General features: G+C 62.9%; 19 protein-coding genes. 12 read left to right on the top strand and 7 right to left on the bottom strand.

Annotated features, from left to right (window positions below; translation table 11 throughout):
• Positions 1-239 precede the first annotated feature (239 nt).
• Positions 240-458: a hypothetical protein gene (locus IM733_RS15055; RefSeq protein ID WP_248917398.1), complete on the bottom strand. Its 219-nt coding sequence runs from the start codon at positions 456-458 to the stop codon at positions 240-242.
• Here IM733_RS15055 and IM733_RS15050 point away from each other — a divergent pair, their 5' ends adjacent.
• The 4 genes from IM733_RS15050 (at position 459) to IM733_RS15035 (ending at position 9,022) form a co-directional block, all read left to right on the top strand.
• Positions 459-977 carry an Hcp family type VI secretion system effector gene (locus IM733_RS15050; RefSeq protein WP_011536257.1) on the top strand — a complete coding sequence of 173 codons (519 nt, stop codon included), beginning with the start codon at positions 459-461 and terminating at the stop codon, positions 975-977.
• A gap of 85 nt (positions 978-1,062) precedes the next feature.
• Positions 1,063-4,038 carry a type VI secretion system tip protein VgrG gene (locus tag IM733_RS15045; protein WP_248917397.1) on the top strand — a complete coding sequence of 992 codons (2,976 nt, stop codon included), beginning with the start codon at positions 1,063-1,065 and terminating at the stop codon, positions 4,036-4,038.
• Positions 4,035-8,723: an RHS repeat-associated core domain-containing protein gene (locus IM733_RS15040; protein WP_248917396.1), complete on the top strand. Its 4,689-nt coding sequence runs from the start codon at positions 4,035-4,037 to the stop codon at positions 8,721-8,723. Before IM733_RS15045 ends, IM733_RS15040 begins: the two co-directional genes overlap by 4 nt.
• 8 nt (positions 8,724-8,731) lie before the next feature.
• The gene (locus IM733_RS15035; protein WP_248917395.1) at positions 8,732-9,022 is read left to right on the top strand and encodes a hypothetical protein; all 291 of its coding nucleotides are present in this window, start codon (positions 8,732-8,734) and stop codon (positions 9,020-9,022) included.
• 632 nt (positions 9,023-9,654) lie between these two features.
• Here IM733_RS15035 and IM733_RS15030 read toward each other — a convergent pair.
• Entirely contained in the window at positions 9,655-10,638 is a 984-nt protein-coding gene (locus IM733_RS15030) for an IS5 family transposase (RefSeq protein WP_248917394.1), read from the bottom strand.
• Positions 10,639-10,937: 299 nt separating this feature from the next.
• Here IM733_RS15030 and IM733_RS15025 point away from each other — a divergent pair, with 299 nt between their 5' ends.
• The 3 genes from IM733_RS15025 (at position 10,938) to IM733_RS15015 (ending at position 12,907) form a co-directional block, all read left to right on the top strand.
• On the top strand, positions 10,938-11,534 hold the full coding sequence (locus IM733_RS15025; protein WP_248917393.1) for a hypothetical protein: 597 nt from the start codon (positions 10,938-10,940) through the stop codon (positions 11,532-11,534).
• A 324-nt stretch (positions 11,535-11,858) separates the two neighbouring features.
• Positions 11,859-12,248 (top strand): hypothetical protein, encoded by a 390-nt coding sequence (locus IM733_RS15020; RefSeq protein WP_248917392.1) that lies wholly within the window; start codon positions 11,859-11,861, stop codon positions 12,246-12,248.
• Between the two features lie 68 nt (positions 12,249-12,316).
• The gene (locus IM733_RS15015) at positions 12,317-12,907 is read left to right on the top strand and encodes a YwqG family protein (RefSeq protein WP_248917391.1); all 591 of its coding nucleotides are present in this window, start codon (positions 12,317-12,319) and stop codon (positions 12,905-12,907) included.
• Positions 12,908-12,988: 81 nt separating this feature from the next.
• On the opposite strand, the gene IM733_RS15010 is transcribed toward IM733_RS15015, so the two are convergent.
• The 5 genes from IM733_RS15010 to IM733_RS14990 form a co-directional block, all read right to left on the bottom strand.
• Positions 12,989-13,258, bottom strand: a complete 270-nt coding sequence (locus IM733_RS15010; RefSeq protein ID WP_248917390.1) for a DUF3077 domain-containing protein — start codon at positions 13,256-13,258, stop codon at positions 12,989-12,991.
• A 123-nt stretch (positions 13,259-13,381) separates the two neighbouring features.
• Positions 13,382-13,624, bottom strand: coding sequence for a hypothetical protein (locus tag IM733_RS15005; RefSeq protein WP_248917389.1), 243 nt, complete (start codon positions 13,622-13,624; stop codon positions 13,382-13,384).
• Positions 13,625-14,316: 692 nt separating this feature from the next.
• Positions 14,317-16,626 (bottom strand): TonB-dependent Fe(3+) dicitrate receptor FecA, encoded by a 2,310-nt coding sequence (gene fecA, locus IM733_RS15000; protein WP_248917388.1) that lies wholly within the window; start codon positions 16,624-16,626, stop codon positions 14,317-14,319.
• A gap of 205 nt (positions 16,627-16,831) precedes the next feature.
• Positions 16,832-17,761, bottom strand: a complete 930-nt coding sequence (locus IM733_RS14995; protein WP_248917387.1) for a FecR domain-containing protein — start codon at positions 17,759-17,761, stop codon at positions 16,832-16,834.
• Positions 17,758-18,252 carry a sigma-70 family RNA polymerase sigma factor gene (locus IM733_RS14990; protein WP_248917386.1) on the bottom strand — a complete coding sequence of 165 codons (495 nt, stop codon included), beginning with the start codon at positions 18,250-18,252 and terminating at the stop codon, positions 17,758-17,760. Before IM733_RS14990 ends, IM733_RS14995 begins: the two co-directional genes overlap by 4 nt.
• A gap of 265 nt (positions 18,253-18,517) precedes the next feature.
• Here IM733_RS14990 and IM733_RS14985 point away from each other — a divergent pair, with 265 nt between their 5' ends.
• From IM733_RS14985 to IM733_RS14965, 5 genes are read left to right on the top strand one after another with little or no spacing between them, the layout of a single operon-like run.
• Positions 18,518-18,823 (top strand): DUF3649 domain-containing protein, encoded by a 306-nt coding sequence (locus IM733_RS14985; protein ID WP_248917385.1) that lies wholly within the window; start codon positions 18,518-18,520, stop codon positions 18,821-18,823.
• On the top strand, positions 18,820-20,388 hold the full coding sequence (locus IM733_RS14980) for a PepSY-associated TM helix domain-containing protein (RefSeq protein WP_248917384.1): 1,569 nt from the start codon (positions 18,820-18,822) through the stop codon (positions 20,386-20,388). Before IM733_RS14985 ends, IM733_RS14980 begins: the two co-directional genes overlap by 4 nt.
• The gene (locus tag IM733_RS14975; RefSeq protein WP_248917383.1) at positions 20,382-20,708 is read left to right on the top strand and encodes a DUF3325 domain-containing protein; all 327 of its coding nucleotides are present in this window, start codon (positions 20,382-20,384) and stop codon (positions 20,706-20,708) included. The genes IM733_RS14980 and IM733_RS14975 overlap by 7 nt, the downstream gene beginning before the upstream one ends.
• 4 nt (positions 20,709-20,712) lie before the next feature.
• Positions 20,713-21,285: an RNA polymerase sigma factor gene (locus IM733_RS14970; RefSeq protein WP_248917382.1), complete on the top strand. Its 573-nt coding sequence runs from the start codon at positions 20,713-20,715 to the stop codon at positions 21,283-21,285.
• A complete protein-coding gene (locus tag IM733_RS14965) occupies positions 21,282-22,253 on the top strand; it encodes a FecR family protein (protein WP_248917381.1) in 972 nt (323 codons plus the stop codon). Before IM733_RS14970 ends, IM733_RS14965 begins: the two co-directional genes overlap by 4 nt.
• Positions 22,254-22,485 lie beyond the last annotated feature (232 nt).

The raw sequence follows: 22,485 nt of genomic DNA, 5'->3' as shown, positions 1-22,485 counted from the left end.
GTGCCTAGGCCCTTGAGGCCGTTGGTATTTCTTTGCCTCTTGACTCTAAGGTCAGGCAACCGCGGGGCGAATTCAACCCCCTTTTGAAAATAAATTTCCTGTTGCAAAAGCACAGTGGCATGACCTCGGTCATGGTGGGAATTTCTGTTTCTGACCTTTGGGTCAACTGCGCAAGAAGTTGCGCACTCGAATGTGGGTAAGTGTGTGAATACATTGATGTAGGCCTTATGCACCATGGCCTACAGCCAACTGCGCAACTTTTTGCCACCACTGCGCAAAAAGTTGCGCAACTTTTGGATGGGTTTTTCTTTTGAAGACATCCAAATGGATGCGTCATGCGTATAAGTATCTGAAAATATTAGGAAAATATTTTCTGGCACGACTTTTGATAATTCTCTTGCTAGCCAACTGGCAATTTCCTGCCAGAACAGGCACTTATCCAGCAAGGAGAGCAACACATGGCAACTCCCGCCTACATGGCCGTCACCGGCGAAAAACAAGGTCTGATCACTGCCGGCGCGTTCACCGCCGACTCGGTGGGCAACACCTACCAGGAAGGCCACGAAGACCAGGTGATGGTCCAGGGCTTCGAACACGAAGTGATCATCCCGCGTGACCCGCAGTCCGGCCAACCGACCGGCCAGCGCGTGCACAAGCCGGTGAAAATCACCAAGGTCTTCGACAAGGCCTCGCCGCTGCTGCTGGCCGCCCTGACCTCGGGCGAGCGCATGACCAAGGTCGAGATCAAGTGGTACCGCACCTCGGCCCAGGGCACCCAAGAGCACTACTACACCACCGTCCTGGAAGACGCGATCATCGTCGACATCAAGGACTACATGCACAACTGCCAGGACCCGGGCAACGCCCACTTCACCCACCTGGAAGACGTGCACTTCACCTACCGCAAGATCACCTGGACCCACGAAGTGTCCGGTACTTCCGGTTCCGACGACTGGCGCGCGCCGGTCGCAGGCTAAGCCTGGACTCCACCGTAGCCCGCCGCGTTCGCGCCGCGGGCTGCGGTCGTTTTGACCATCGAATTTTCGCAACAGAGGGACAGGGATGTTTGCCGCCGCGAACCAGACCCATTTCAGCCTGCACATCGACGGCCTGGAGCACGACTTCCAGGTGCTTGCCTTCGACGGCAAGGAGGCCATCAGCCAACCTTACGCCATCGACCTGGAACTGGTCAGCGAGCACCCCTCGCGGGACCTGGAGAGCCTGCTGCACAAGCCCGCGTTCCTCCAGCTCGGTGACGACGGCCGCGGCCTGCACGGCCTGATCTACCGCGCCGCGCAAGGCGAGGCCGGCAAGCGCCTGACTCGCTACCAGGTCACGCTACGCCCGCAACTGGCCTACCTGGCCCACCGCATCAACCAGCGCATGTTCCAGCACAAGACCGTGCAGGAGATCATCGCCCAGGTGCTCGAGGAACACGGCATCCTCGCCAACGCCTACCAATTCCAACTGGGCGCGACGTACCCGCAGCGCGAGTACTGCGTGCAGTACGACGAGTCCAACCTGCAGTTCATCCAGCGGCTGTGTGAAGAAGAAGGCATCCACTACCACTTCCGCCACAGCGCCGACGGCCACCAACTGGTGTTCGGCGACGACCAGACGGTGTTCCCGAAACTGGCCCCGGTGCAGTTCCAGCACGACTCCGGGCTGGTCGCCGACACCCCCATGATCAAGCGCTTCGCCCTGCGCCTGGAAACCCGTACCAGCAGCGTCACGCGCCGCGACTACGACTTCAAGAAACCGCTGATCCAGCTCGAAGGCGAGGCCGACAGCCACGACGAGCCGGCCCTGGAAGACTACGACTACCCCGGCCGCTTCCTCGACCGCCCGCGTGGCAAGCACCTGGCCAACCGCGCCCTGGAACGCCACCGCAGCGACTACCGCCAGGCGAGCGGCTACAGCGACCAGCCGTTGCTGGCCAGCGGGCACTTCCTGACCCTGGCCAGCCACCCCAACGCCTCGTGGAACGACCTCTGGCTGCTCACCGAAATCCAGCACCAGGGCCGTCAGCCGCAGGTCCTGGAAGAAGCCATCACCAGCGACATCGACCCGCGCTTCGACGGCTTCCAGCAGGGCTACCGCAACTTCTTCGTGGTCACCCCGTGGGAGCAACCGTACCGCCCGCCGCTGAACCACCCGAAACCGAAGGTGCTCGGCGAGCAGCGCGCCGTGGTCAGCGGCCCGGCCGGTGAAGAGATCTACTGCGACGAATACGGCCGCATCAAGGTGCAGTTCTTCTGGGACCGCGAAGGCCGCTCGGACGACAAGTCCAGCGTGTGGATGCGCGTGGCCAGCAGCTGGGCCGGGCAGGGCATCGCCGGCCTGCAACTGCCCCGCGTCGGCATGGAGGTACTGGTCAGCTTCCTCGAAGGCGACCCCGACCAGCCGCTGGTGACCGGCTGCCTGTACCACGGCGTGAACATGCCGCACTACAAGCTGCCTGACCTGAAGACCCTCGCCACGATCAAGAGCAAGGAATACAAGGGCAGCCGTGGCAACGAACTGCGCATCGACGACACCACCAGCGAAATCAGCATCGCCCTGCGCAGCGACCACGGTGCCAGTGCGCTGAACCTCGGCTACCTCACGCACCCCAGACCGTCGGGCGGCGCCCCACGCGGTGAAGGCTTCGAGCTGCGCACCGACCGCCACGGCGCCGTGCGCGCCGCCGGTGGCCTGCTGATCACCACCGAGCCCCGCGCCAACGAAGCCAAGCACCACAAGGACCTGCCCGAAACCGCCGAACGCCTGGCTACCGCCAGCGAACAGCAGGACAGCCTGGCCGAACTGGCCAAGCAGATGCAGGCCCAGGAACCGGGCGACCAGGACGCCGTGGCCAAGGACCTGCACAAGCAGCACCAAGGCATCCTCGGCAGTGGCCCAGGCGACCTCACGAAAAACGAGTTCGCCGAGTTCACCCAGCCGCACCTGGTGGTGTCGAGCCCGGCCGGCATCGCCCTGACCACCCCCGGCCCCAACCACATCACCAGCGGCAGCCACCTGGCGCTGAGCAGCACCGGCCACACCAGTCTGTCGATCGGCAAACGCCTGCTGGCCAGCGCCAGCCAAGGCATGCGCCTGTTCGTGCAGAGCCTGGGCTGGAAGCTGGTGTCGGCCTCCGGCGACATCGACATCCGCGCCCTGAAGGACAGCATCAACCTGCTGGCCAAGCTCGACATCACCGCCAACGCCGACCGCATCATCCTCAAGGCCAAGACCGAACTGGTGGTGCAGGGCGGCGGCAGCGCGACGACCTACAACGCCAGCGGCATCACCCACGTCACCAGCGCCAACTACACCGCCCACGCCGCGCAGTTCGCCCACATCGGCGCCGCCAGCATGGCCGGCACCTTCCCCGAGCCACCGAAGCCCGGCAAAGGCGCGCTGGAGCTGTTCAACCTGTACGCCAACACCAAGGGCATCAAGGCCGGCGACTACGAAGTCACCGACGCCCTGGGCACGGTGCTCAAGGGTTCGCTGGACGGGCAGGGCTTCAATGCCGTGGCCGGCGCCGCGCCCGGGCCGGCCACGGCGGCGTTCGGCCTTGACACGGCTGACACCTGGAGTCTCGGCAGCTTCGCCAAGGGCTTGCCCTGGCCGAAGCTGGCGGCGACCGAAGAAGGTGCGCCCTCAATGCTCGATTCGATGATTGACACGCTCACGCCTGATGGCAGTGGCGCGACGATGGGCACGATCAAGCAACTGGCCAGCAGTGGCATGCACACGGCCAAGAGCGGCATGAGCCTGCTCAAGACCGGGCAGAACGCGCTGCAGGGCGTGCAGCAGGTGCAAGGCGCGCTGAAAGGCGGCGTCGCCGGCCTGCCGCAACTGGCGAGCGCCGCCAGTTCGGCACTGCCTGCCTCCTCTAGCACCCTGGGCGTCGCGGGCAAGGCCGGTGCAGCCGTGCAGGGGGCCATGGCCAGCCTGCCGAAGCTGCCGGCGCCACCCAAACTCCCTGCCTTCAAGGCACCGAACCTGAACACCCTGACTGACCTGATGCCAGGCGAGCTGATTTCATGACCGAACAGACTTCCCAACCCGGTGGCCGCGAAGTCGCCATCGTTCCCCTGAACGAAATCCACATCGAAGACGTCGGCCGTGGTGCTGCAGTATTCGATGCCTGGCTGCGCGACGTCAGCGATGGCTATGTCACCCTCGAGCGCATCAAGAACGTCGCGGGTGCCTTGCCGGTGGTGGGTAACATCATCGCCCTGGTCGACGCCCTGGGCGATATCGTCACCCTCGCTGAAAGTAAAAAGCCCGACCCGTGGGACTGGGTCAGCTTGGGCATCAACCTGATCGGCATGGTACCTATTCCGCCGAACATGGCGGCCGCGCGCATGAGCCTGCGGCCGATGCTGTTCATGGTGCGCCAGGAAGGCAAGCAGATCCTCGGTGACGCGCTGATCGAGATCATTGCCGGGCACCTGAACGCCGACATCGTCGGTAGCCTGGATGACTTCGTCAGCCAAGCCGAAGGCAAGCTCAAGAAAACCCTGACGGCGGCGGGTGGCAAGGGCGAGGAAATACTCAACGAGATCTGCAACGGCCTGGATGCCTTGATCGATGCCAACCTCAATAGCGGCAAAGACCTTGGCGAGGCAGGCAAGAAAGCGAGCAAGGCGGCCGACCAGCTGCTGCATGACCCTCTGGCCAGTATCGACAACATCTTCGACGCGGCCTGGAGCGCCTACAAGGCGGCCGGCAAGGGCATGGCCAACATGGCCGCCAGCGCGACGATCAGTGAAGAGGCCAAGGTCTACGGCCACAAGCAAGTCGCCAAATTGCGGGTGCTGGCATCTCAGATCAAAAGCGAGATCCTCAAGCTAGGTTCGGCCAGCAACCCGCACTCGATCGAGGCGCTGCGCCTGATCCTGGCCGGCAGCGTGGCACTGTGGCGCAGGCGCAATCCGCAGCTGGTAAACACCAACATCAAGCCCAACTCAACCAGCACCGCGCAGCACCAGGCCACGCAAGGCAAGCTCGAAACCCAGCGCGAGGAAGCGCCGCCAAAGAATGCGGCTAACCGCTGCAAGAACGGCCCTTGCCCGGGGACCACCCGCGACATCAACTTCGCCCTGGGCAGCGAAACCCTACAGCACGTCGACTTCAGCCTGCCCGGGCCATTCCCGGTCACTTGGGCGCGGACCTACAACTCACGGCTGGCAGAACTCGACGACAGCAGCCTAGGCGCCCGTTGGCTGACCGAGTTCACCACCTGCATCGATGTCGTGGACGATGGCCTGGTATTCCACGATGTCGACGGCCGTAGCCACCCGTACCCGATGCCCAAACAGGGCAAGCCGCACTATGACCCGATCGAATACCGTGGCCTGGTGCGCACCACAGAGACCCAGATCATCCTCACCCGAGGGCTGGAGCGGCGTGAAACCTACGAGCGTGTCGGTGATCGGTTCTATCTGGTGCATATCGTCCTGCGCAGCGGCGCCGGCGCGATGCTGCACTACGAGCATCATTTCAACGGCCGACCGGTGTTGTCCGATATCAACACCTACGAGGACAACGACCCGACCAAGGTGCACCTGCAATTGGGCACGCTGCTCGACGACCATGGGCATATCCAGGGCCTGTGGCAGGTGGTCGACGGCAAACCGTTGCGCCAGCTGTGCGCCTACCACTACGACGACCAGGGTGACCTGGTCATCGCCCAGGACGAGCACGGCGCAGCCTGGCACTACCAGTACCAGCATCACCTGGTGACCCGTTACACCGACCGCACCCAGCGCGGCTTCAACCTCGAATGGGACGGCTCGGGGGCGCATGCCAAAGCCATCCGCGAGTGGGCCGACGACGGCAGCTTCGAAACACGCCTGCAATGGGACAAGCACATCCGCCTGACCACCGTGACCGACGCCCACGGCCAGCAGACAAAGCACTATTACGACATCCTCGGCTACACCTACCGCATCAAGCATCCGGACGGTAACTCCGAATGGCTGTTCCGCGATGATCGCAAGAACATCATCCGCCACGTCCACCCCGACGGCAGCCAGGATCGCTTCGCCTACGACGAGCGCAGCAACCTGCTCAAGCACATCCGTGCCGACCACAGCGTGGTGCACTACGCCTATGACGACCACGACCAGCTGATCAAGATCCGTGATGCCGAGGGCGGGCTGTGGCTACGTGATTACGACGAGCGCGGCAACCTGGTCGAGACCGTCGACCCGCTGGGCAACAAGACCGAGTTCGCCTACACCCCGGCCGGGTTGGTCAAGGCGATCAAGGATGCTATCGGCAATGAGAAGAAACTTGCCTACAACGACGCCGGGCAGTTGCTTGAGTACACCGACTGCTCCGGCAAGAGCAGCCAGTGGACGTACAACGCCTTCGGCCAACTGAGCGAGTTCGCCGATGCGGCGGGGAACAAGACCGCCTATGAATACAAGGCTGGCCAACTGGCCAAGCTCATCCACCCCGACAAGACCGAAGAACACTTCGAGCGCGACGCCGAAGGCCGCCTGTTGGCGCATGTCGACGCGCTCGACCGCTGCACCACCTGGACCTACAACGCGGTTGGCCTGCTGGCCGAGCGCGTCGATGCGGCAGAACATACCCTGCGCTACCGCTGGGACAAGCTCGGCCGCTTGATCGGGCTGGAAAACGAAAACGAGAGCAAGGCCAACTTCCTCTACGACCCGGTTGGCCGGCTGTTGCAAGAAACCGGTTTCGATGGCCTGGTCACCCGCTACCAGTACGACCCGCACACCGGTCGATTGGCGAGCACTCAGGTCGGCCAACGCCGTATCGAACTGCGCCTCGACCGCATGGGCCGGTTGGCCGAGCGTACCGCCCGCCTGGGCGATCAGAGCCAGACCGAAACCTTTGCCTACGATGGCAACGGCCAGTTGATCCAGGCCACCAACGCCGCCAGCAAGCTGCAATGGTTCCGTGACGAAGCGGGCAACCTGACCCGCGAGCACCAGTACTACCTGGCCACCGGCACGCCGATGGTTGCGGTGTGGCAGCACGAATACGATGCGCTCAACCAACGTACTGCAACGATTCGTCCGGACGGTCACAAAGTCAGCTGGCTGACCTACGGCAGCGGCCACCTGCTCGGCATGACCCTCGACCAGCACGAGATGCTGGCCTACGAGCGCGATGACCTGCACCGTGAAATCGTGCGGCATCAGGGCAATAAGCTGATGCAGACCCAGGCCTGGGACCCGGCCGGGCGTTTGCAGGAGCAGCTGCTGGGCAGCCATGATGGCCAGTCCACGCTGCTCAAGCGTCAGTACCGCTATGACGCCGCAGGCCAGCTGACCAATATCCACGACAGCCGTCGGGGGCCGTTGGAGTACCAGTACGATCCGGTGGGGCGCCTGCTCAAGGCCACGAGCCGCCTGGGCGTGGAAACCTTCGCCTTCGACCCAGCCGGTAACCTGCTGGACCAGAAGACCCAGGAACTGAACCGCCCGCTGGAAGCTGATCCACGGCGCAACAAGCTGATGGACAACCTGCTGCGCGAGTACGCCGGCACCCACTACAAATACGACGAACGCGGCAACCTGATTCACCGCCTACACAAAGGCGCACATGCCCATTTCACCTGGGACCTGTTCGACCGGCTGGCCAGTTACAACGACGACAAGCTCAAGGTCGACTACAGCTACGACGCCTTGGGCCGGCGTTTGCACAAGCATTCGGTGGCGCATTTCTGGGATCGCCCGGAAGCGGGGACCGGCTGGAACCAGTTGCAACGAGCGAAGCGCCAACGTGAGCTTGGCTGTGGCTTCACCCTGTTTGGTTGGGATGGCGACACCCTGGCCTGGGAAAGCTCACCGCCACGCGACGAAGGCGACACCGGGCGCACCGTGCATTACCTGTACGAACCGGGCAGCTTCGTGCCGGTCGCCCAGGCTCTGCGCAAAAGCCCGATCCGCTTGCACAAGCAACCGGATTGGAGTCAGCGCGAGTACGACTTCGATCAGGATCCGTTGTGGCACACCGAGGTGAAACCACAGGCATTCGACGCGATTGCCTGGTACCACTGCGACCACCTCGGCACGCCGATGGAGCTGACCGATGAGCACGGCCACATCGCCTGGGCCGGGCAGTACAAGGCGTGGGGTGAAGTCAAAGAAGAGCGCTCGGACTGGGCGAAGCAGCACGGACTGGGCAGCCCGCTGCGCTTCCAGGGGCAGTATCACGATCACGAGACGGGGTTGCACTACAACCGGTATCGTTACTATGACGCTGCTAATGGTCGTTTCATTGGTAAAGACCCCATCAGCTTTGTTGGAGGTTTAAACGTCTATGCTTATGCATTCAATCCAACACAATGGACCGACCCGTTAGGGCTGTCTCCCCAGTCAATTGCTAAAGCAGTTGTTGAACTGAGAGCGGGTCGCAGTGTTACGGTATGCTCGTTCAAGGATGCATCAGCAGTTCTGTTCGGAGCCTTCCCTGGCGCTCAAAAGTCTGCTGGGGCGGGTGATAAGGATCCAAGTAAAACTGCAAGAGACAAGGCGTCGTTCAAATCGAATCGTCAAAATGGATCAGGTCTGGCGTCTTACCATATGGACTTTAAAATTAACCCTGCCACCGGTGTTCTCTATGGACACGAATCTCTGCCGGACGGTCATCCACATAAAACTATCCCCCACGTGAACGTCATTACACCTGAGGGGAAGAGAGCTGATATATTCGTAGAGCGCCGCACTAGCTGTCCGCGGAAATAGGAGGGTGTATGGTTGAGGCAAGTACTTTGAGAGAGATAAATGCTCGCCTTAGAAGTAAGGGGTGCATATGGATTAATGCAGAGTATGTGGAGGGGGGAGAGCTTATAAAGAAAGAGCTTTTCCTGAGGGTTTCTGATTTTGGCTTTAGTTTAGGTTTTGATCATTACTTGGATAAATATGAGGATGCCACTGATTTATATATAACTTATTTGCGCAGGGATTTTGACAGTCTGTCTGATGCTATAGATTTTTGTGTTGAAGAGTTATCGGTCAAGGTGTCAGATTTTTTGGGGTGTTGACTGGGTGCGCAAAGTGGTTGCTTGTCCGTAGTTTTTTTGATGCATGGGCTTCTCTAGGAGGGGTCCATGATATTAAAGGGTCTATTAATAGAGGCCAAGGGTGTCATGTAGGTAAAAAGAGACTGCCATTGAGGATTTTTACCTGATTTGGTATAAGCTGTCCGGCTCGGTCGTTATAAAGCATGGGTCTGTAGTTGTATTTTAAGGTTGTGTAGGTCATGTTTTGGATGGCTGGCAAGAGCTTTGTAAGATTGCTATAAAGGGCTTATGCCCGAAGCTGGTTTGCAAGAACCATTTATTTCTCTGAATTATCTGGTTTTTCCGATTTTTTGTAGTCCATTTCCCAAAGATAATGCGCGCGCCTTCTTTTTATTGCGGCGGCAATCCCTGTCCCCTAGTGTCCCGCTCGGGTAGTTCGTTAATCTAAAAGCCCCGGAATCATTGGGCGAAACCATTTAAGTAGATAAACGAATTAACCGTGCGGGACACTAGGCGATCAGGGACGCTGCAGCTTTAGGGAAACTCCGAACAAGCTGCCCCGAGCGCGCAATGAGCAACCTCTCGACGCCGCAAGACAGATTTTTCAGGCGTCAATCGGCTCAAAACCATGGCTTTGCCCAGGTTCTTGCGCGCTACGGACGCACCTCTCCCGCAGGGTTCAATAACTGCCGGCGCACCATCCACAGATTCGACAGCGCAAACAACGTCGTCAGTTGCGCCGTACTCTTGGCCAAGCCGCGAAAGCGAGTTTTTACATAGCCGAACTGGCGTTTGATCACCCGGAACGGATGCTCAACCTTCGCCCGTACCTGCGCCTTGGCCTTTTCGATCTTGCGCTTGGCTTTGTAGAGCGCACTGCGTTTGCCCAAGTATTTGTAAGTGCTGCGTCGCGCTGCGATCTGCCAGAGGACTGGCCGCCCCTCATGTTCGGGTCGTTTCTCAACGCCGGTATAGCCCGCATCGGCACAGACAACGTTCTCTGCGCCATGCAGCAGATGTGCAACTTCCGTTACGTCGGCCACGTTCGCGGCGGTGCCATGAACGTGATGTACCAGGCCCGATTCAGCATCCGCGCCGATATGGGCCTTCATGCCGAAAAAGTACTGATTGCCCTTCTTTGTCTGATGCATTTCCGGATCGCGCTTGCCTTCCTTGTTCTTGGTCGAACTGGGCGCATGGATGATTGTGGCATCGACAATCGTACCCTGGCGTAGCGACAGGCCTCTGTCTTGCAGGTAGTTGTTGATGGTTTCCAGAATGCCCGCCGCCAACTGATGCTTCTCCAGCAGGTGCCGGAAATTCATGATCGTCGTGTCTTCGGGGATCGGCGCGCTGAGCGTCAGCCGAGCAAACTGGCGCATCGAGGTGATCTCGTACAGCGCTTCTTCCATGGCGGGATCGCTCAGTGAAAACCAGTTTTGCAGCAAGTGAATGCGCAGCATGGTTTCCAAGGGGTACGGTTTACGACCACCACCGGCTTTCGGATAGTAAGGCTCGATCAACGCGACCAAGCCACTCCACGGCACGACTTGTTCCATCTCTGCCAGGAAACGCTCTCGACGGGTCTGCTTGCGCTTACCGGCATATTCGAAATCGGAGAAGCTCATTTGACTCATTGGCAAGGCTTGCTGCGGTGGCTAAACGGAAGGCTATTTCAGCACAGGTCGGCTAGCCTGTGCTGACTTGATCGGAGAATCCTTAGAAGAGCGGGAATCAAACACCCTGCTGAGCACCTACACGCTGAAGACACTTGGAGCGCTGGATTTCCGGTTCGCGGACGTCTTGCCAGATCCATAGGCCTTCGTCGACAGGTTCATCGCAAGCGAAGTCGATCAGGACGCGTGCAAGCCTTGTGTATCGAGGCAGACTCAGAAGGTGGCCGTATTCTGGTGGCTGCCAAGTATCGGGAGGCAGTTTGAGAGACCTTGAGATAGCGCTACAGGAACTGAAGAGCGCACATGCCAAGTACCACCTGCCCGGCGTTTTTCGTTCGGGTCACGGCGCTGAAACAGACTGGCCTGCCAGTATTCCTGCGGCCAGGGAACTGGTGCTGTTTTACAACGCGTGCGAGCCGCTCGGCGTAAAACTGGAGACTGGGCTGACGCCGTTGAAGCTCATGGCCTTGGACGACCTGGAGAAGGCGCAGATCGGATACCGGTGGTCCAACGCGGCGGGTGGTCTGGTTTCCCTTGCTGCCTGGCCTGAGCAGCATGTGGTCATCATGGACGACATCGGCGGCGGCAAGCCGTTGATCGCCGTTACCGGTGAGCCAGGGCTGCCTGTCTACGCAAACTATGGTGCCGGCCCGCCCTTTGAAGTCGCTGCCACGTTCGCCGACTTGCTGATCGCGTTGGCAAGGCTGATCGATATCGTCCATGGCGAGTTCTGCATTTTCGATGTCTTCGATGACGATGGCGTTGTGGAGGCTTTTCGATCGCGCGCGCAGGCAGAGATTGAGCCTGTCTTGGGGGCGGAGAACTTTGGCCGATTCTTTGATTATTTTTATGGCTGAAAGCCGTGCGGGTCGCCCGGGCGGGTGACAAGGGGATCTGAATGTCTAAATTGACCCACACCCAGGTATCGGGATGTGAAGTCGGTTCTTCTGAATCGCTGAGGCTGGATGAGGTAACCCTCCATGCATCACCTGAGGCCTTCAACGCCCTTGGGACGTTCCTGCACAGCGGATGGCTGCGGAAGGGGTGGAGCATCTGCATTGGCAGGATGTGATGGATGACTTCGACCCTGAACATCATGTGGACTTCATCTTGGTCAACGCCACCGTCACGGTTCCCACCGCTACCGACTGAGTCGCAGATTTCACAGGAAGGCCAGACGCATGTATCCGCTGCCAGATGATTTTGATCTCAACCTGTTGTCGGGGTGCTACCTCGAGACGGTGTGTTTCGGCGCAAGTTCGACGGTTCTCAATTTCAGCCGGGCCCGGTCAATCGGGGAGAAGCCCTACCGCGTTTCGTTTGCTGTCGAGGGTACGCTCAGTGTTTGCGTGAACGGGGCGACGAGCTATCGGGATTTCTCGGCGCCGAGCACGGCTGGCGGGCTGGTGGCGCTGGTATTGCAAGATGTGGCGCGTCTCGAAAAGCTTAACGCCTCGGATCTGAAGGTGACGTTTTCAAGCGGGGACTCCTTGATGATGGACGGCTCGGCCAACGATGCCTATGAGCAATACACGGTCTACCTGGATGATGGCGATATCCTGGTGGTGTGATTGTGGCTTGAAGGACAAGGCTTCGAGCGTGGGGCTTGAAATGCCAGGTGATGTTCCAGGAGGATGAGATGTTCAAGGAGTTGGTGTTCACGCAGGAAGCTCCGACGGAAAACGATGCTTACGCCGGTGGCGGTGCATACTTGCCCGCCACCCTGAGTTGGCCGACGTCCAGTGATGGCGAGCCATTGATGCATCTGCTGGCGTTGCCGAGCCACTGGTTGGGTGACGCCGATGCCAGGTGCTGGATATCGATCTTCATTCCGCTACAGCCGGAGGGTGGGCCTCACTACCGAGCACTTCGTTATCAGGATGGGCGCTCACAGGCGGTGGTGTTGAGGTACGCAAGGCACGTTGAATTGCGCCATGGGGCCGATGCAGGGGGCGACCCTCCCGGCAAAGTCGTGCTCGTGCAAGTCGATGAGCGTGATGACGACGAGAACCTGGCCTCCAAGGTGGATGGCGTCGATGCCTGGCTGCAGGCCCCGCTCGAACTACCGGGCGCTCATAGAAGGCTTTCGCTGTATGGCGGCGATCTGGACATGTCCTTGCCTGGGCACAAAGGCCTGCTCTGCGATGGCATGGGGTATTTGCTGTTGAGTGACGCCTTCGTTGCAGGCGATACGGGTGGCGTCAGCGGCTTCTTCCTGCAACTTGGCTAGGCGAGGTGTACCAGCAAGCCAATGGGCATTTGACGCGATTGCCTGGGAGCCGGTGTGATTCACCCCCAGGCATCGCGACACTCAGTGGCTCATGCCCAGCTCGGCGTCATCCATCAGCGCCTTGGCCAGCGCGCTCAGGTAATACGAGGCCCAGATCAGCTGGGGTTTCTCTTCCATGATCCCGGTGATGGTCAGGTCACGCACGCAGCCCATCAGTTCGGAGGCCTGTTCGCGGGCGTGCTGGCTGGGGATGCCGGGTTCGATGCAGAACAGCGGCGCGGTCTGGCCTTCGCCCTGGTAGAACTTGGTTTTGCCGGCTGTGGTGTTGGGGGTGGTGTCGTCTGTGGTCATTAATCAATCTCCCTGAAGTTGTGGGTGCCTGGGCGGGCCCTTTCGCCAGCAAGGCTGGCTCCTACAGGTGAAATGCAGCCCCGGTAGGAGCCGGCCTTGCCGGCGAACAGGGCCGGCAAGGGCTTAGTGCAGTGCCTGCGGCTGCGCCGACATCTGCACCTGGATCAACGCCGATTCGAGCAGCACGCGCAGCGATTCGACTTCGTGCATCGACGCCATCATCAGGATCGTGGCGGGGGACTTGGGCTGAGCCAGTACCGCCTGATGGGCCACGGTCAAGGCGCACAGGGCGTACTCGGTGGCCTGGATGAGGGTGTCTTCGAGGGAGTGAGGGTTGTGGGGTGGGTCGGGGACGATCTTTAACATCACATGATTCCTGTTAAAGGGGCCGTCACCTGCCTGCTGTCAAACAGAAGGGTGGCAGCTGTACGTGGGTTGACAGACCGGCGGAATCACAAAGCTCCGGCGCACGCGAGCGTGCCCACACGTACAGCCGCCATTGAAGCCGAGCCGTATGCGTGATTACCGTCGCAGCCTGTCAAAGCTGATCGCTGGTTTCAGCGACTCGCCGAGACTAGGGCGCTCCCAGAGCAGCCGCAACGGAAAAAAGGCGGCGGGAGTATGTTTGGGAAATGGACTACAAGAAAGCGGCTTAATCTGATTTTCTGGTTGTTCTTGGGGGGCATTTTTGATCGGCGTTGTGGGCGAGAGGGTCAGCCACAGAATCTTAAGTGCCTATCCGATCGAGCGCCGCCCGCGCGGCGCATCGCGGATGAATCCGCTCCTACATTTGTTGCAACGTGCCGCACCTGCAAGGCCGTGGTTGCCAGCCTTGGCGCATGGCTTGGCGGCGGTGGCGACAGCAAAAAAAACGCGTCGTACACACCAGGCGGACAACCATGACCTATCAGACATGGCCACGGTAGGAGCGGATTCATCCGCGATACGCCGCGCGGGCGGCGCTCGATTTGCGCACCACTACGAATCCTCAGACGGGCACCTGGTTGTCATCACCGGCCCAGCGGCTGAAATCATCAACCGCTGATCCCACATCCCCCTCAGAACTCAACCGACGTCTGCACATACAACGTCCGCGGTTCCCCCACATACTTGCCCTTGTTGTTGTCATCAAACGAGCGGGTGTAGTACTCGCGGTTGAACAGGTTCTTCACCCCCACCGCCACCTTCAAATTCGACAACTGCGGCCCGAAGTCGTACCCGGCGCGGGTGCTCACCAGCATGTAGCCCGGAATGCGCCCGGTGCTGCCGTCGGCGCTCTCGGCACCGGTGTTGGCGTTGTCGGCGTACTGGCTGCTCTGGAAGCTGCTGTCCAGGTTCAACTGCCACGGGCCTTCGGTGTAACCCACGCCCAGCGTGCCTTTGTGGCGCGACGAGAACGGCACCTGGTTACCTTTGTTCGGGCCATCCTCGCGGATGCTGGCGTCGACGAAGGCGTAGCCGGCGTGCACGTCGAAACCTGCCAGGGCCGGGCTCAGGCCGTCGAGGGCGTAGCGCACGCTGGTCTCGATGCCCTGGTGGCGGGTTTCGCCGCGGGCGATCACCGAGTCGTTGGTCTGGTTGCTTTCGTACTGGTTGTCGAAGTTGATCAGGAAGGCGCCGATCTCGGCCTGCAGGTCGCCATTGTCGTAGCGGGTACCGACTTCCCAGGTGCGCGCCTTCTCCGGCTTCACTTCGCCGCTGCTGACGCGGTTGGGCATCTGGCTGTACTGCACGCTGCCGAACGAGCCTTCGGTGTTGGCGTAGAGGTTCCAGGTGTCGGTCAGATGGTACATCACGTTCAACGCCGGCAGCGCGGTGTTGTAGCTGCCCTGGTAGCGCTGGCCGTTGAGCTTGTTGCTCTGCTCGGAGTCGATCATCTCGTAGCGCACGCCCGGGGTGATGGTCCAGCGGCCGATGTCGATGCGGTCGTCCAGGTAAATGGCGTGGGCTTCGGTGCTGCCGCGGGTGTCGCGGTCGTTGCGGCTGGCGGTGGTGGGCAGGGCGCCGTTGACCGGCTCGCGGAAGCGCAGCTCGTGGCCGGCTTCGTTGACGTAGCGGTAGCCGATGCCCAGCTCGTGCCAGCTGTCGCCCAGGGCCAGGCCTTGCGAGAAGCGGGTCTCGATGCCGCGCACCCAGTACTCGCGCGGCGACAGCGAGACGAAGCTGCCCTGGTCGAGGTAGCCGCTGCGCAGGGTCTTGGTGAAGAAGCTGTTGACGCTGAACTGGCGGTCGTCCTGCTTGTAGTCGTAGCCGAAGTTGAACAACGTGCGGCGGCCCCAGAACTTGTCCTTCAGGCGGGTCGACTGGTACGGGTCGGCGTCGAAGTCGGCAGTGCTCAGGCCACCGGGCATCTGGGCTTCGCCCTCGTAGTACTGGGCCATGGCGTGCAGGCTGTTGGCTTCGTCGAGCTGCAGCTTGCCCTTGAGCATCAGGTCGTCGATCTGCGTGTCGCTGTGTTCGCGCCAGTCGCTGCCCCGGGTGCCGGAGTAAAGCAGGGCGCCGCCCAGGCCGTTGGCGTTGGTGCCGCCGATCAGCAGGTTGGCGCTGTTCTTCAGGCCATCGTGGCTGGACGAGGGGCTGATCTGGTTCTGCATCGCCGCCTTGAAGGTGGCTTGTTCGGGGATGGCGCGGGTGACGAAGTTGACGATGCCGCCGACGTTCTGCGGGCCGTAGCGCACCGCGCCGCCGCCGCGCACCACGTCCACCGCGTCCATGTTGCCCAGGCTGATGGGGGCCAGCGACAGTTGCGGCTGGCCGTAGGGGGCGAAGGGCACCGGGATGCCGTCCATCAGCACGGTGGAGCGCGAGGCCAGGCGCGGGTTGAGGCCGCGGATGCCGAAGTTCAGCGCCAGGTCGTGGCTGCCGGTGCCGTTGTTCTCGGGGGCGTTGACCCCGGGGATGCGGTTGAGCACTTCGCGGGCGCTGCTGGCGCCGTTGCGCTCGAACTCTTCGCGGCGGACCACGTCGCGGGCGCCGGGGTGTTCGAAGACGTTGTCCTGGCGGGCCTCGGCCAGCCAGTCGCCGACCACGGTCGAGGCGCCCAGCTCGACGGCCGCGCCGTTGCCGCCAGCGGGCTGCGGTTGCAGGCTGTAGGCGTTGTCGGTTTCCCGGCGGGCTTGCAGGCCGCTGCCGCGCAGCAGGGCGTCGAGGCCCTGGTCGACTTCGTATTGCCCCTCCAGGCCTGGGCTGTTCAGGCCTTGGGTGATGGCCGGGCTGAACGAGATCAGCGCGCCGCTTTCGCGGCCGAACTGGTTCAGGGCCTGTTCCAGGGTGCCGGGGGCGATGTGGTAGGCGCGGGGTTCGGCGGCCAGGGCGAACGGCGCGGCGAGGATCAGGGCGAAGGCGAGCGGGCTGGGGCGCAGGGGCATGGGGCGGAGGTCCTGTGACGAGGGGTTCTGCCTTCTCTGTCACGCGAGGTTCGGGAAATGGCTCAAGTGGATGAAAATTTTTTCGCGTCACGCTCTCCGTAGGAGCCAGCCTTGCTGGCGAACCGGGCCAGCGCAGGTCTTGGATCCGTGCGTGGGACTGTTCGCCAGCAAGGCTGGCTCCTACAGGGGAGGGTGGCGCGTCTGTTCAACTGGTGGCGGCTTCCACGCTGACCCAGTAGCGGGTGAAGCGCCGCACCCGCACCGGCAACGCCACTTCGAGCATGTCGAGGATCCGTTCGCTGTCCTCCAGCGGGTACGAGCCGGAGATTCTCAGGTCCGCCACGCGTTCGCTGCACGCGAGCTGCCCGAGTCGGTAGCGCGACAACTCGGCGAGAAAATCCGTCAGGCGCATCTGCGACACCACCAGCATGCCGTCCACCCAGGCCGCGCGGTTGGGGTCCAGGGGCGCGATGGCCTGCCAGCCTCCCCGGGCAAAGCGAGCCTGATGCCCGGCCAGCAGGGGCTGGCCGGCGACACTGGCCTGGCCGCTGAACACCGAGACCAGGCTGAAACCATCGAACTGGCGCACGTCGAAACGGCCACGGGCCAGGTGCAGCTCGCCTTCGGCGGTGCGCACGCGCAGCGGACGGGGTTCCTCGATCACGTCGAGCAGCAATTCGCCTTCGCGCAGGCGCACCAGGCGTTGCTGGCTGTCGAAGCGCACGTCGGCGGCACTGCGGGTATTCAGGTGCAACTGGCTGCCATCGTCGAGGCTCAGGCGGCGGCGCTGGCCCACCCGGCTGCGGTAGTCGGCCATCAGCCCAGGCAGTGGATTGTGCTGTTGCAGGCCCAGCCCGGTGGCGCTGGCCACGCCGACCAGCAGCAGGGCCTTGAGCGCCCGGCGTCGGGCCGGGGAGGGCGGGGCTTGCAGGGTGGCGTGGACCACTGGCGAGGCGACGCCGCGCAGGCGCTGGTTGACCTGCTGGATATGCGCCCAGGCGCGCTGGTGCTCGCTGTCGGCCTGCAACCAGCGCTCTAGGGCCTGGCGCTGCTGCGGGTCGAAGGCCTCACCTTGGGACTCGATCAACCAGTGCACCGCTTGCTCGGCGATCTGCGGCGAGAAACTGCTGTTCACAGGGCGAAGTAGCAGCGCAGGGCTGCCTTGTTCAGGTAGCGCTTGACGGTGGCCAGCGAGATGCCCAGCTCGCGGGCGATCTCGCCCTGGCCCAGGCCATCGACCTGGGCCAGCAGGAAGGCGCGCTTGACCAGCGGCGCCAGGCCGTCGAGCAGGCGGTCGAGTTCGAGCAGGGTGGCGAAGATTATCGCCTTGTCTTCTTCGCTCGGCGCCACGTGCTCGGGCACCTGGGCCAGGGCCTCGAGGTAGGCGCGCTCCAGCTCCTGGCGGCGGAAGTGGTTGCACAGCACGCGCTTGGCCACGGTGGTGAGGAATGCGCGGGGCTCTATCAGGTGTGGCGTCTCGCGGGCCTGGAGCAGGCGCACGTAGGTGTCCTGGGCCAGGTCGGCGGCGCTCTGCGGGCAGCCCAGGCGTTGGCGCAGCCAACCGGTCAACCAGCTGTGGTGGGCGACATAGAGGCCTTCGACGGTGGAGGAGAGGGCGCTGGGCACCGATGCGACTCCGGCGCTGGATAGCGCAACTGTAAGTAAGAATTGTTCGCATTGTATTCATGCAGTCAGTGTTCGGCAATTGTTGGCGACGCAAGGAGTGTTGGGATCCTTGTAGGAGCGGCTTCAGCCGCGATGAAACCAACACGGTGCAGGGCACCCGCTTCGCGGGTGATCGCGGCTGAAGCCGCTCCTACAGGTCTGACGGGGCTTTGCTTATGAGAATTGAAATCATTACTATTGCACCCCCATTCCCCGGACCTCCGCCATGACCCGCAAAGCCGCCGGCCTTCTCCTGAGCTACCGCCTGGCCGTGACCTCACGCAGCCTGGCCGCGCTGCTGGGCGGCTACCTGCTGGCGTCCATGGCCAGTGTCTGCATCACCCTGCTGGCACCCATGAGCCAAGTGGACGCGACCATGACCGGCATGATGCTGTCGTTCATGTTCTACCTGTTGGCCTTCCTCTGGTGCTTTGCCTGCCGCAGCGCCTGGCGCGCCTGGCTGGGGGTGTTGCTGCCGAGCGTGTTGCTGGGGGCGATCAACGGCCTGGCCTACTGGATGAAACAGCCATGAAAGAAGGCTTCCGCCAGGCCATGGCCTGGCTGCACACCTGGACTGGCCTGATCTTCGGCTGGCTGCTGTTCGCGATCTTCCTGACCGGGACGCTGTCGTACTTCAAGGACGAGATCAGCCACTGGACGCAACCGGAGATCCGCAGCCACGCGCTCGATCCCGCAGCCAGCCTGACGGCGGCGCAGCGCTACCTGGAAGCCAACGCCGGGCACGCCAGCGGCTGGTTCATCCGCCTGCCCAGCGAGCGTGAGGCGGCGTTGAGCGTCGGCTGGCGCGACCCCGAGGCCGGCGGGCCACGGGGCTTCGTCAACAAGACGCTGGATGCGCGCAGCGGCGAGGAGGTCGAGGCCCGCGACAGCCGCGGCGGCGAGTTCTTCTACCGCTTCCACTTCCAGCTGCAGATGCCGCACCCCTGGGGCCGCTGGCTGTCGACCTTCTGCGCGTTCATCATGCTGCTGGGGCTGGTCACCGGGATCATCACCCACAAGAAGATCTTCAAGGAGTTCTTCACCTTCCGCCCGGGCAAGGGCCAGCGCTCCTGGCTCGACGGGCACAACGCCATCGGCGTGCTGGTGCTGCCGTTCCACCTGATGATCAGCTACAGCAGCCTGGTGATCTTCATGTACATGGTGATGCCGGCCAGCATCATGGCCAGCTATGGCGACAGCAACCGCTACTTCAATGATGTGTTCGGCCGTAACGAGGTGCCCAAGGCGGCGGCCCAGGCCGCGCCGCTGGTGCCGTTGGGCGAGCTGTACGGCAAGCTGCAGGCCCAGGCGCCGGGCGCGCGGCTGGGTTTCATCCAGGTGCAGAACCCCGGCGACCGGAACGCCCGCGTCACTTTCAACCGCGCCTCGTCCGACAGCGTGGCCTACCGGCGCAGCGCCAACTGGACCTTCGACGGCGCCAGCGGCGCGCTGCTCACCCAGGGCGCGCCGGAAAGCGCGGCGATGTTGACCTCGTTCACCTTCGTCGGCCTGCACATGGGCAATTTCGCCGGGCCCTGGTTGCGCTGGCTGTACTTCGTCTTTGGCGTGGCTGGCACGGCGGTGATCGGCACGGGCCTGGTGATGTGGCTGGGCAAGCGCCAGCTCAAGCACGCCAAGAGCGCTCGGATGCCGGGCGAGCTGCGCCTGGTCGAGGTGCTCAATATCGCCAGCATGAGCGGCCTGCTGCTGGGCGTGGCGGCGTTTTTCTGGGTCAACCGCCTGGTACCGGCTGCGCAGGAAGGGCGCGCTGACTGGGAGATCAACGGGTTCTTCCTGGCCTGGGCGCTGTCGTTGCTGCACGCGATGCTGCGCCCCGGGCGCCGCGCCTGGGGTGAACAGCTGGCGCTGGGTGCGCTGGCATTCGCCCTGTTGCCCTTGCTCAATGCGCTGACCACCGGCCAGGGGCTGAACCATTCCATCGCCGCAGGCGACTGGGCCATGGCCGGTTTCGACCTGACCGCCCTGGGCACCGGGCTGTTCCTGGCCTGGGCCGCCGGCAAGATGCTACGTGCGCTCAAGCCAGTGGCCAAGCGTGCGCCGCGTGCCGCGAAAGCGGTGGAGGCGAGTGGATGCTGAGTGTCGCCCTGATCGGTTTCGCCGGTTTTGCCGGGCTGTGTCTGGCCATGGAAAAGCACTTCAACGAGCTGCTCGGGCGCAAGCCAACGGCTGTTCAACTGCGCGCCTTGCGCTTCGGTGGCTGGGCTTTGCTGCTGCTGTCGCTGGTGCTGGCCGTGCAGGGGCGCGGTTGGGCGTTGGGGTTGGTGGAATGGACTGCCGTACTGATGGCCGGGGTCACCGTGTGGGTGTTCGGCCTGCCGTATCAACCTCGCCTGTTGCTGGGGCTGGCGGCGGCGAGCCTGCTGCTCGGTCCGCTGCTGGCCTTGCTGGCGGTGTGACAGCTTGAGCGAGCCGGGGGAGGTGATCGACGCCGAGGCCGACGGCGCGGGTCGGGCGCGCTTCGTCCAGGTGTTCCTGGCCCAGCGGGCGCGCATGGAGGCGCTGGTGAGCCGGCGCATCGGTTGCCGGGCCACCGCCTCGGACCTGGTGCAGGACCTGTTCCTGCGTTTCTGGCGCCGCCCCGAAGTCAAGGTCGAGGCCCTCGACACTTACCTGCTGCGCAGCGCCAGCAACCTGGCCATCGACTACTTGCGCAGCGAAGGCTCGCGTGATCGCGCCGCCGAAAGCCTGCATATCAACGACGACGAGCCCGCCACCCAGGCGCCCGAGCAGGCGTTGGAGATCGACCACGACTTGCAACGCATCGAGTCGGCCCTGCGCGCCTTGCCCGAGCGCACCCGCCAGATCTTCCTGCTCAATCGCATCCACGGCTGCACCTACGGCGAGATCGCCAAGGCCATGCAACTGTCCCAGAGCGCCGTGGAAAAGCATATGATGCGCGCCCTCGAAGCGTGCAAGGCGAGTGTCGCCGAAGCCGCACCCCCTCCGCGCCGGCCAGGGAGCGCCTGTCGATGAATGTTGAGCCGCCGATCACCGCCGAACAGTCCCGGGCGGCCCTGGGTTGGCTGGGGCGGATCAACCAGCAGGCCGAGCAGGCGCACAGCGCGGCGTTCAAGCGCTGGTTGCTGGAAGATCCCGCCCATCGCCGTGCCTATGCAGAGGCCCAGGCCCTGTGGCGCCTGAGCGAAGCCCCGGCGGCGCGCCTGGCCGCCGAAGAGCAGGACAGCCTGCGCCCGTACCTGGCGGCGATGCAAAGGCCGCGGCGCACTGCCCACTGGCGTCGTTTCGCCGTGGCCGCTTGCCTGGTGCTGGGGGTGGGCAGCGTGGCGGGTTGGCATCCGCAGGCCTGGTTGCAGGACCTGCGCGCCGACTACAGCAGCGGCGAACAGGTGCGCCAGGTGACCCTGGCGGATCGCTCGCAGTTGACCCTGGATGCCGGCAGCGCGCTGGCCGTGGACTTCGACCATGGCGAGCGGCGGGTGCGGCTGTTGCGCGGTGCGGCGTTCTTCGAGGTGACCCATACCGGCCAGCCGTTCCTGGTCGAGGCCAGTGGCGGTGAGGTGCGTGTGCTGGGGACGCAGTTCGAAGTTCGCGAGCAGGGCGCCGGAGCCCAGGTGACCGTGCGCAGCGGGCGGGTGGCGGTGACGGCGGCCGAAGGGCAGCAGGCCCGGGAGCTGACCGCCAACCAGCAGTTGGCGTACGCCGAGGGCGTGGCGGGTGGTGTCGAGGCGGTGGACAGTGAGGGCCGGCTGGCCTGGCGCCAGGGCTGGCTGAATTACTACCAGGTGCCGCTGGGGCAGGTGGTCGAGGACCTGGGGCGTTACTACCCGGGGCGGATCCTGTTGCTCGATGGCGAGTTGGCGCAGCGCAAGGTCAGTGGCAGTTTCCCGGTGGCGCAGCCGCTAGTGGCGTTGGATTCGCTGGGTAAGGTGCTGGGCTTCGAGCGGCGGACGGTGCTGGGGCGGTTGACGGTGCTGCGTTGAACTTTGTCGGAGCGACAGCCTTGTGTTGATCGTTCTGGCCTCTTCGCCGGCAAGCCGGCTCCTACAAAGGTGGACTGCCCCCAAAGGTTGGAACGGTATCCAAAAATCCAGAAGGCAGCGCCGTACCTGTAGGAGCCGGCTTGCCGGCGAAGAGGCCGGTGAAGAAAAAATCGAGAAAGTGATGAGGTATACGGCCACGGCATCCGTGTAGTGAGTGGAAGTGCGATTCATT

This window comes from Pseudomonas entomophila (assembly GCF_023277925.1).
GTDB classification, from domain to species: domain Bacteria; phylum Pseudomonadota; class Gammaproteobacteria; order Pseudomonadales; family Pseudomonadaceae; genus Aquipseudomonas; species Aquipseudomonas entomophila_D.
Note: the sequence above shows the minus strand (reverse complement) of the source record. Positions and strands in the feature narration are given on the sequence as shown.

Coding starts and splice junctions, on each gene's coding strand:
- IM733_RS15050 (WP_011536257.1), top strand. CDS start 459: ATGGCAACTCCCGCCTACATGGCCGTCACCGGCGAAAAACAAGGTCTG.
- IM733_RS15045 (WP_248917397.1), top strand. CDS start 1,063: ATGTTTGCCGCCGCGAACCAGACCCATTTCAGCCTGCACATCGACGGC.
- IM733_RS15040 (WP_248917396.1), top strand. CDS start 4,035: ATGACCGAACAGACTTCCCAACCCGGTGGCCGCGAAGTCGCCATCGTT.
- IM733_RS15035 (WP_248917395.1), top strand. CDS start 8,732: ATGGTTGAGGCAAGTACTTTGAGAGAGATAAATGCTCGCCTTAGAAGT.
- IM733_RS15030 (WP_248917394.1), bottom strand. CDS start 10,638: ATGAGTCAAATGAGCTTCTCCGATTTCGAATATGCCGGTAAGCGCAAG.
- IM733_RS15020 (WP_248917392.1), top strand. CDS start 11,859: ATGTATCCGCTGCCAGATGATTTTGATCTCAACCTGTTGTCGGGGTGC.
- IM733_RS15015 (WP_248917391.1), top strand. CDS start 12,317: ATGTTCAAGGAGTTGGTGTTCACGCAGGAAGCTCCGACGGAAAACGAT.
- IM733_RS15010 (WP_248917390.1), bottom strand. CDS start 13,258: ATGACCACAGACGACACCACCCCCAACACCACAGCCGGCAAAACCAAG.
- IM733_RS15005 (WP_248917389.1), bottom strand. CDS start 13,624: ATGTTAAAGATCGTCCCCGACCCACCCCACAACCCTCACTCCCTCGAA.
- fecA (WP_248917388.1), bottom strand. CDS start 16,626: ATGCCCCTGCGCCCCAGCCCGCTCGCCTTCGCCCTGATCCTCGCCGCG.
- IM733_RS14985 (WP_248917385.1), top strand. CDS start 18,518: ATGACCCGCAAAGCCGCCGGCCTTCTCCTGAGCTACCGCCTGGCCGTG.
- IM733_RS14980 (WP_248917384.1), top strand. CDS start 18,820: ATGAAAGAAGGCTTCCGCCAGGCCATGGCCTGGCTGCACACCTGGACT.
- IM733_RS14975 (WP_248917383.1), top strand. CDS start 20,382: ATGCTGAGTGTCGCCCTGATCGGTTTCGCCGGTTTTGCCGGGCTGTGT.
- IM733_RS14965 (WP_248917381.1), top strand. CDS start 21,282: ATGAATGTTGAGCCGCCGATCACCGCCGAACAGTCCCGGGCGGCCCTG.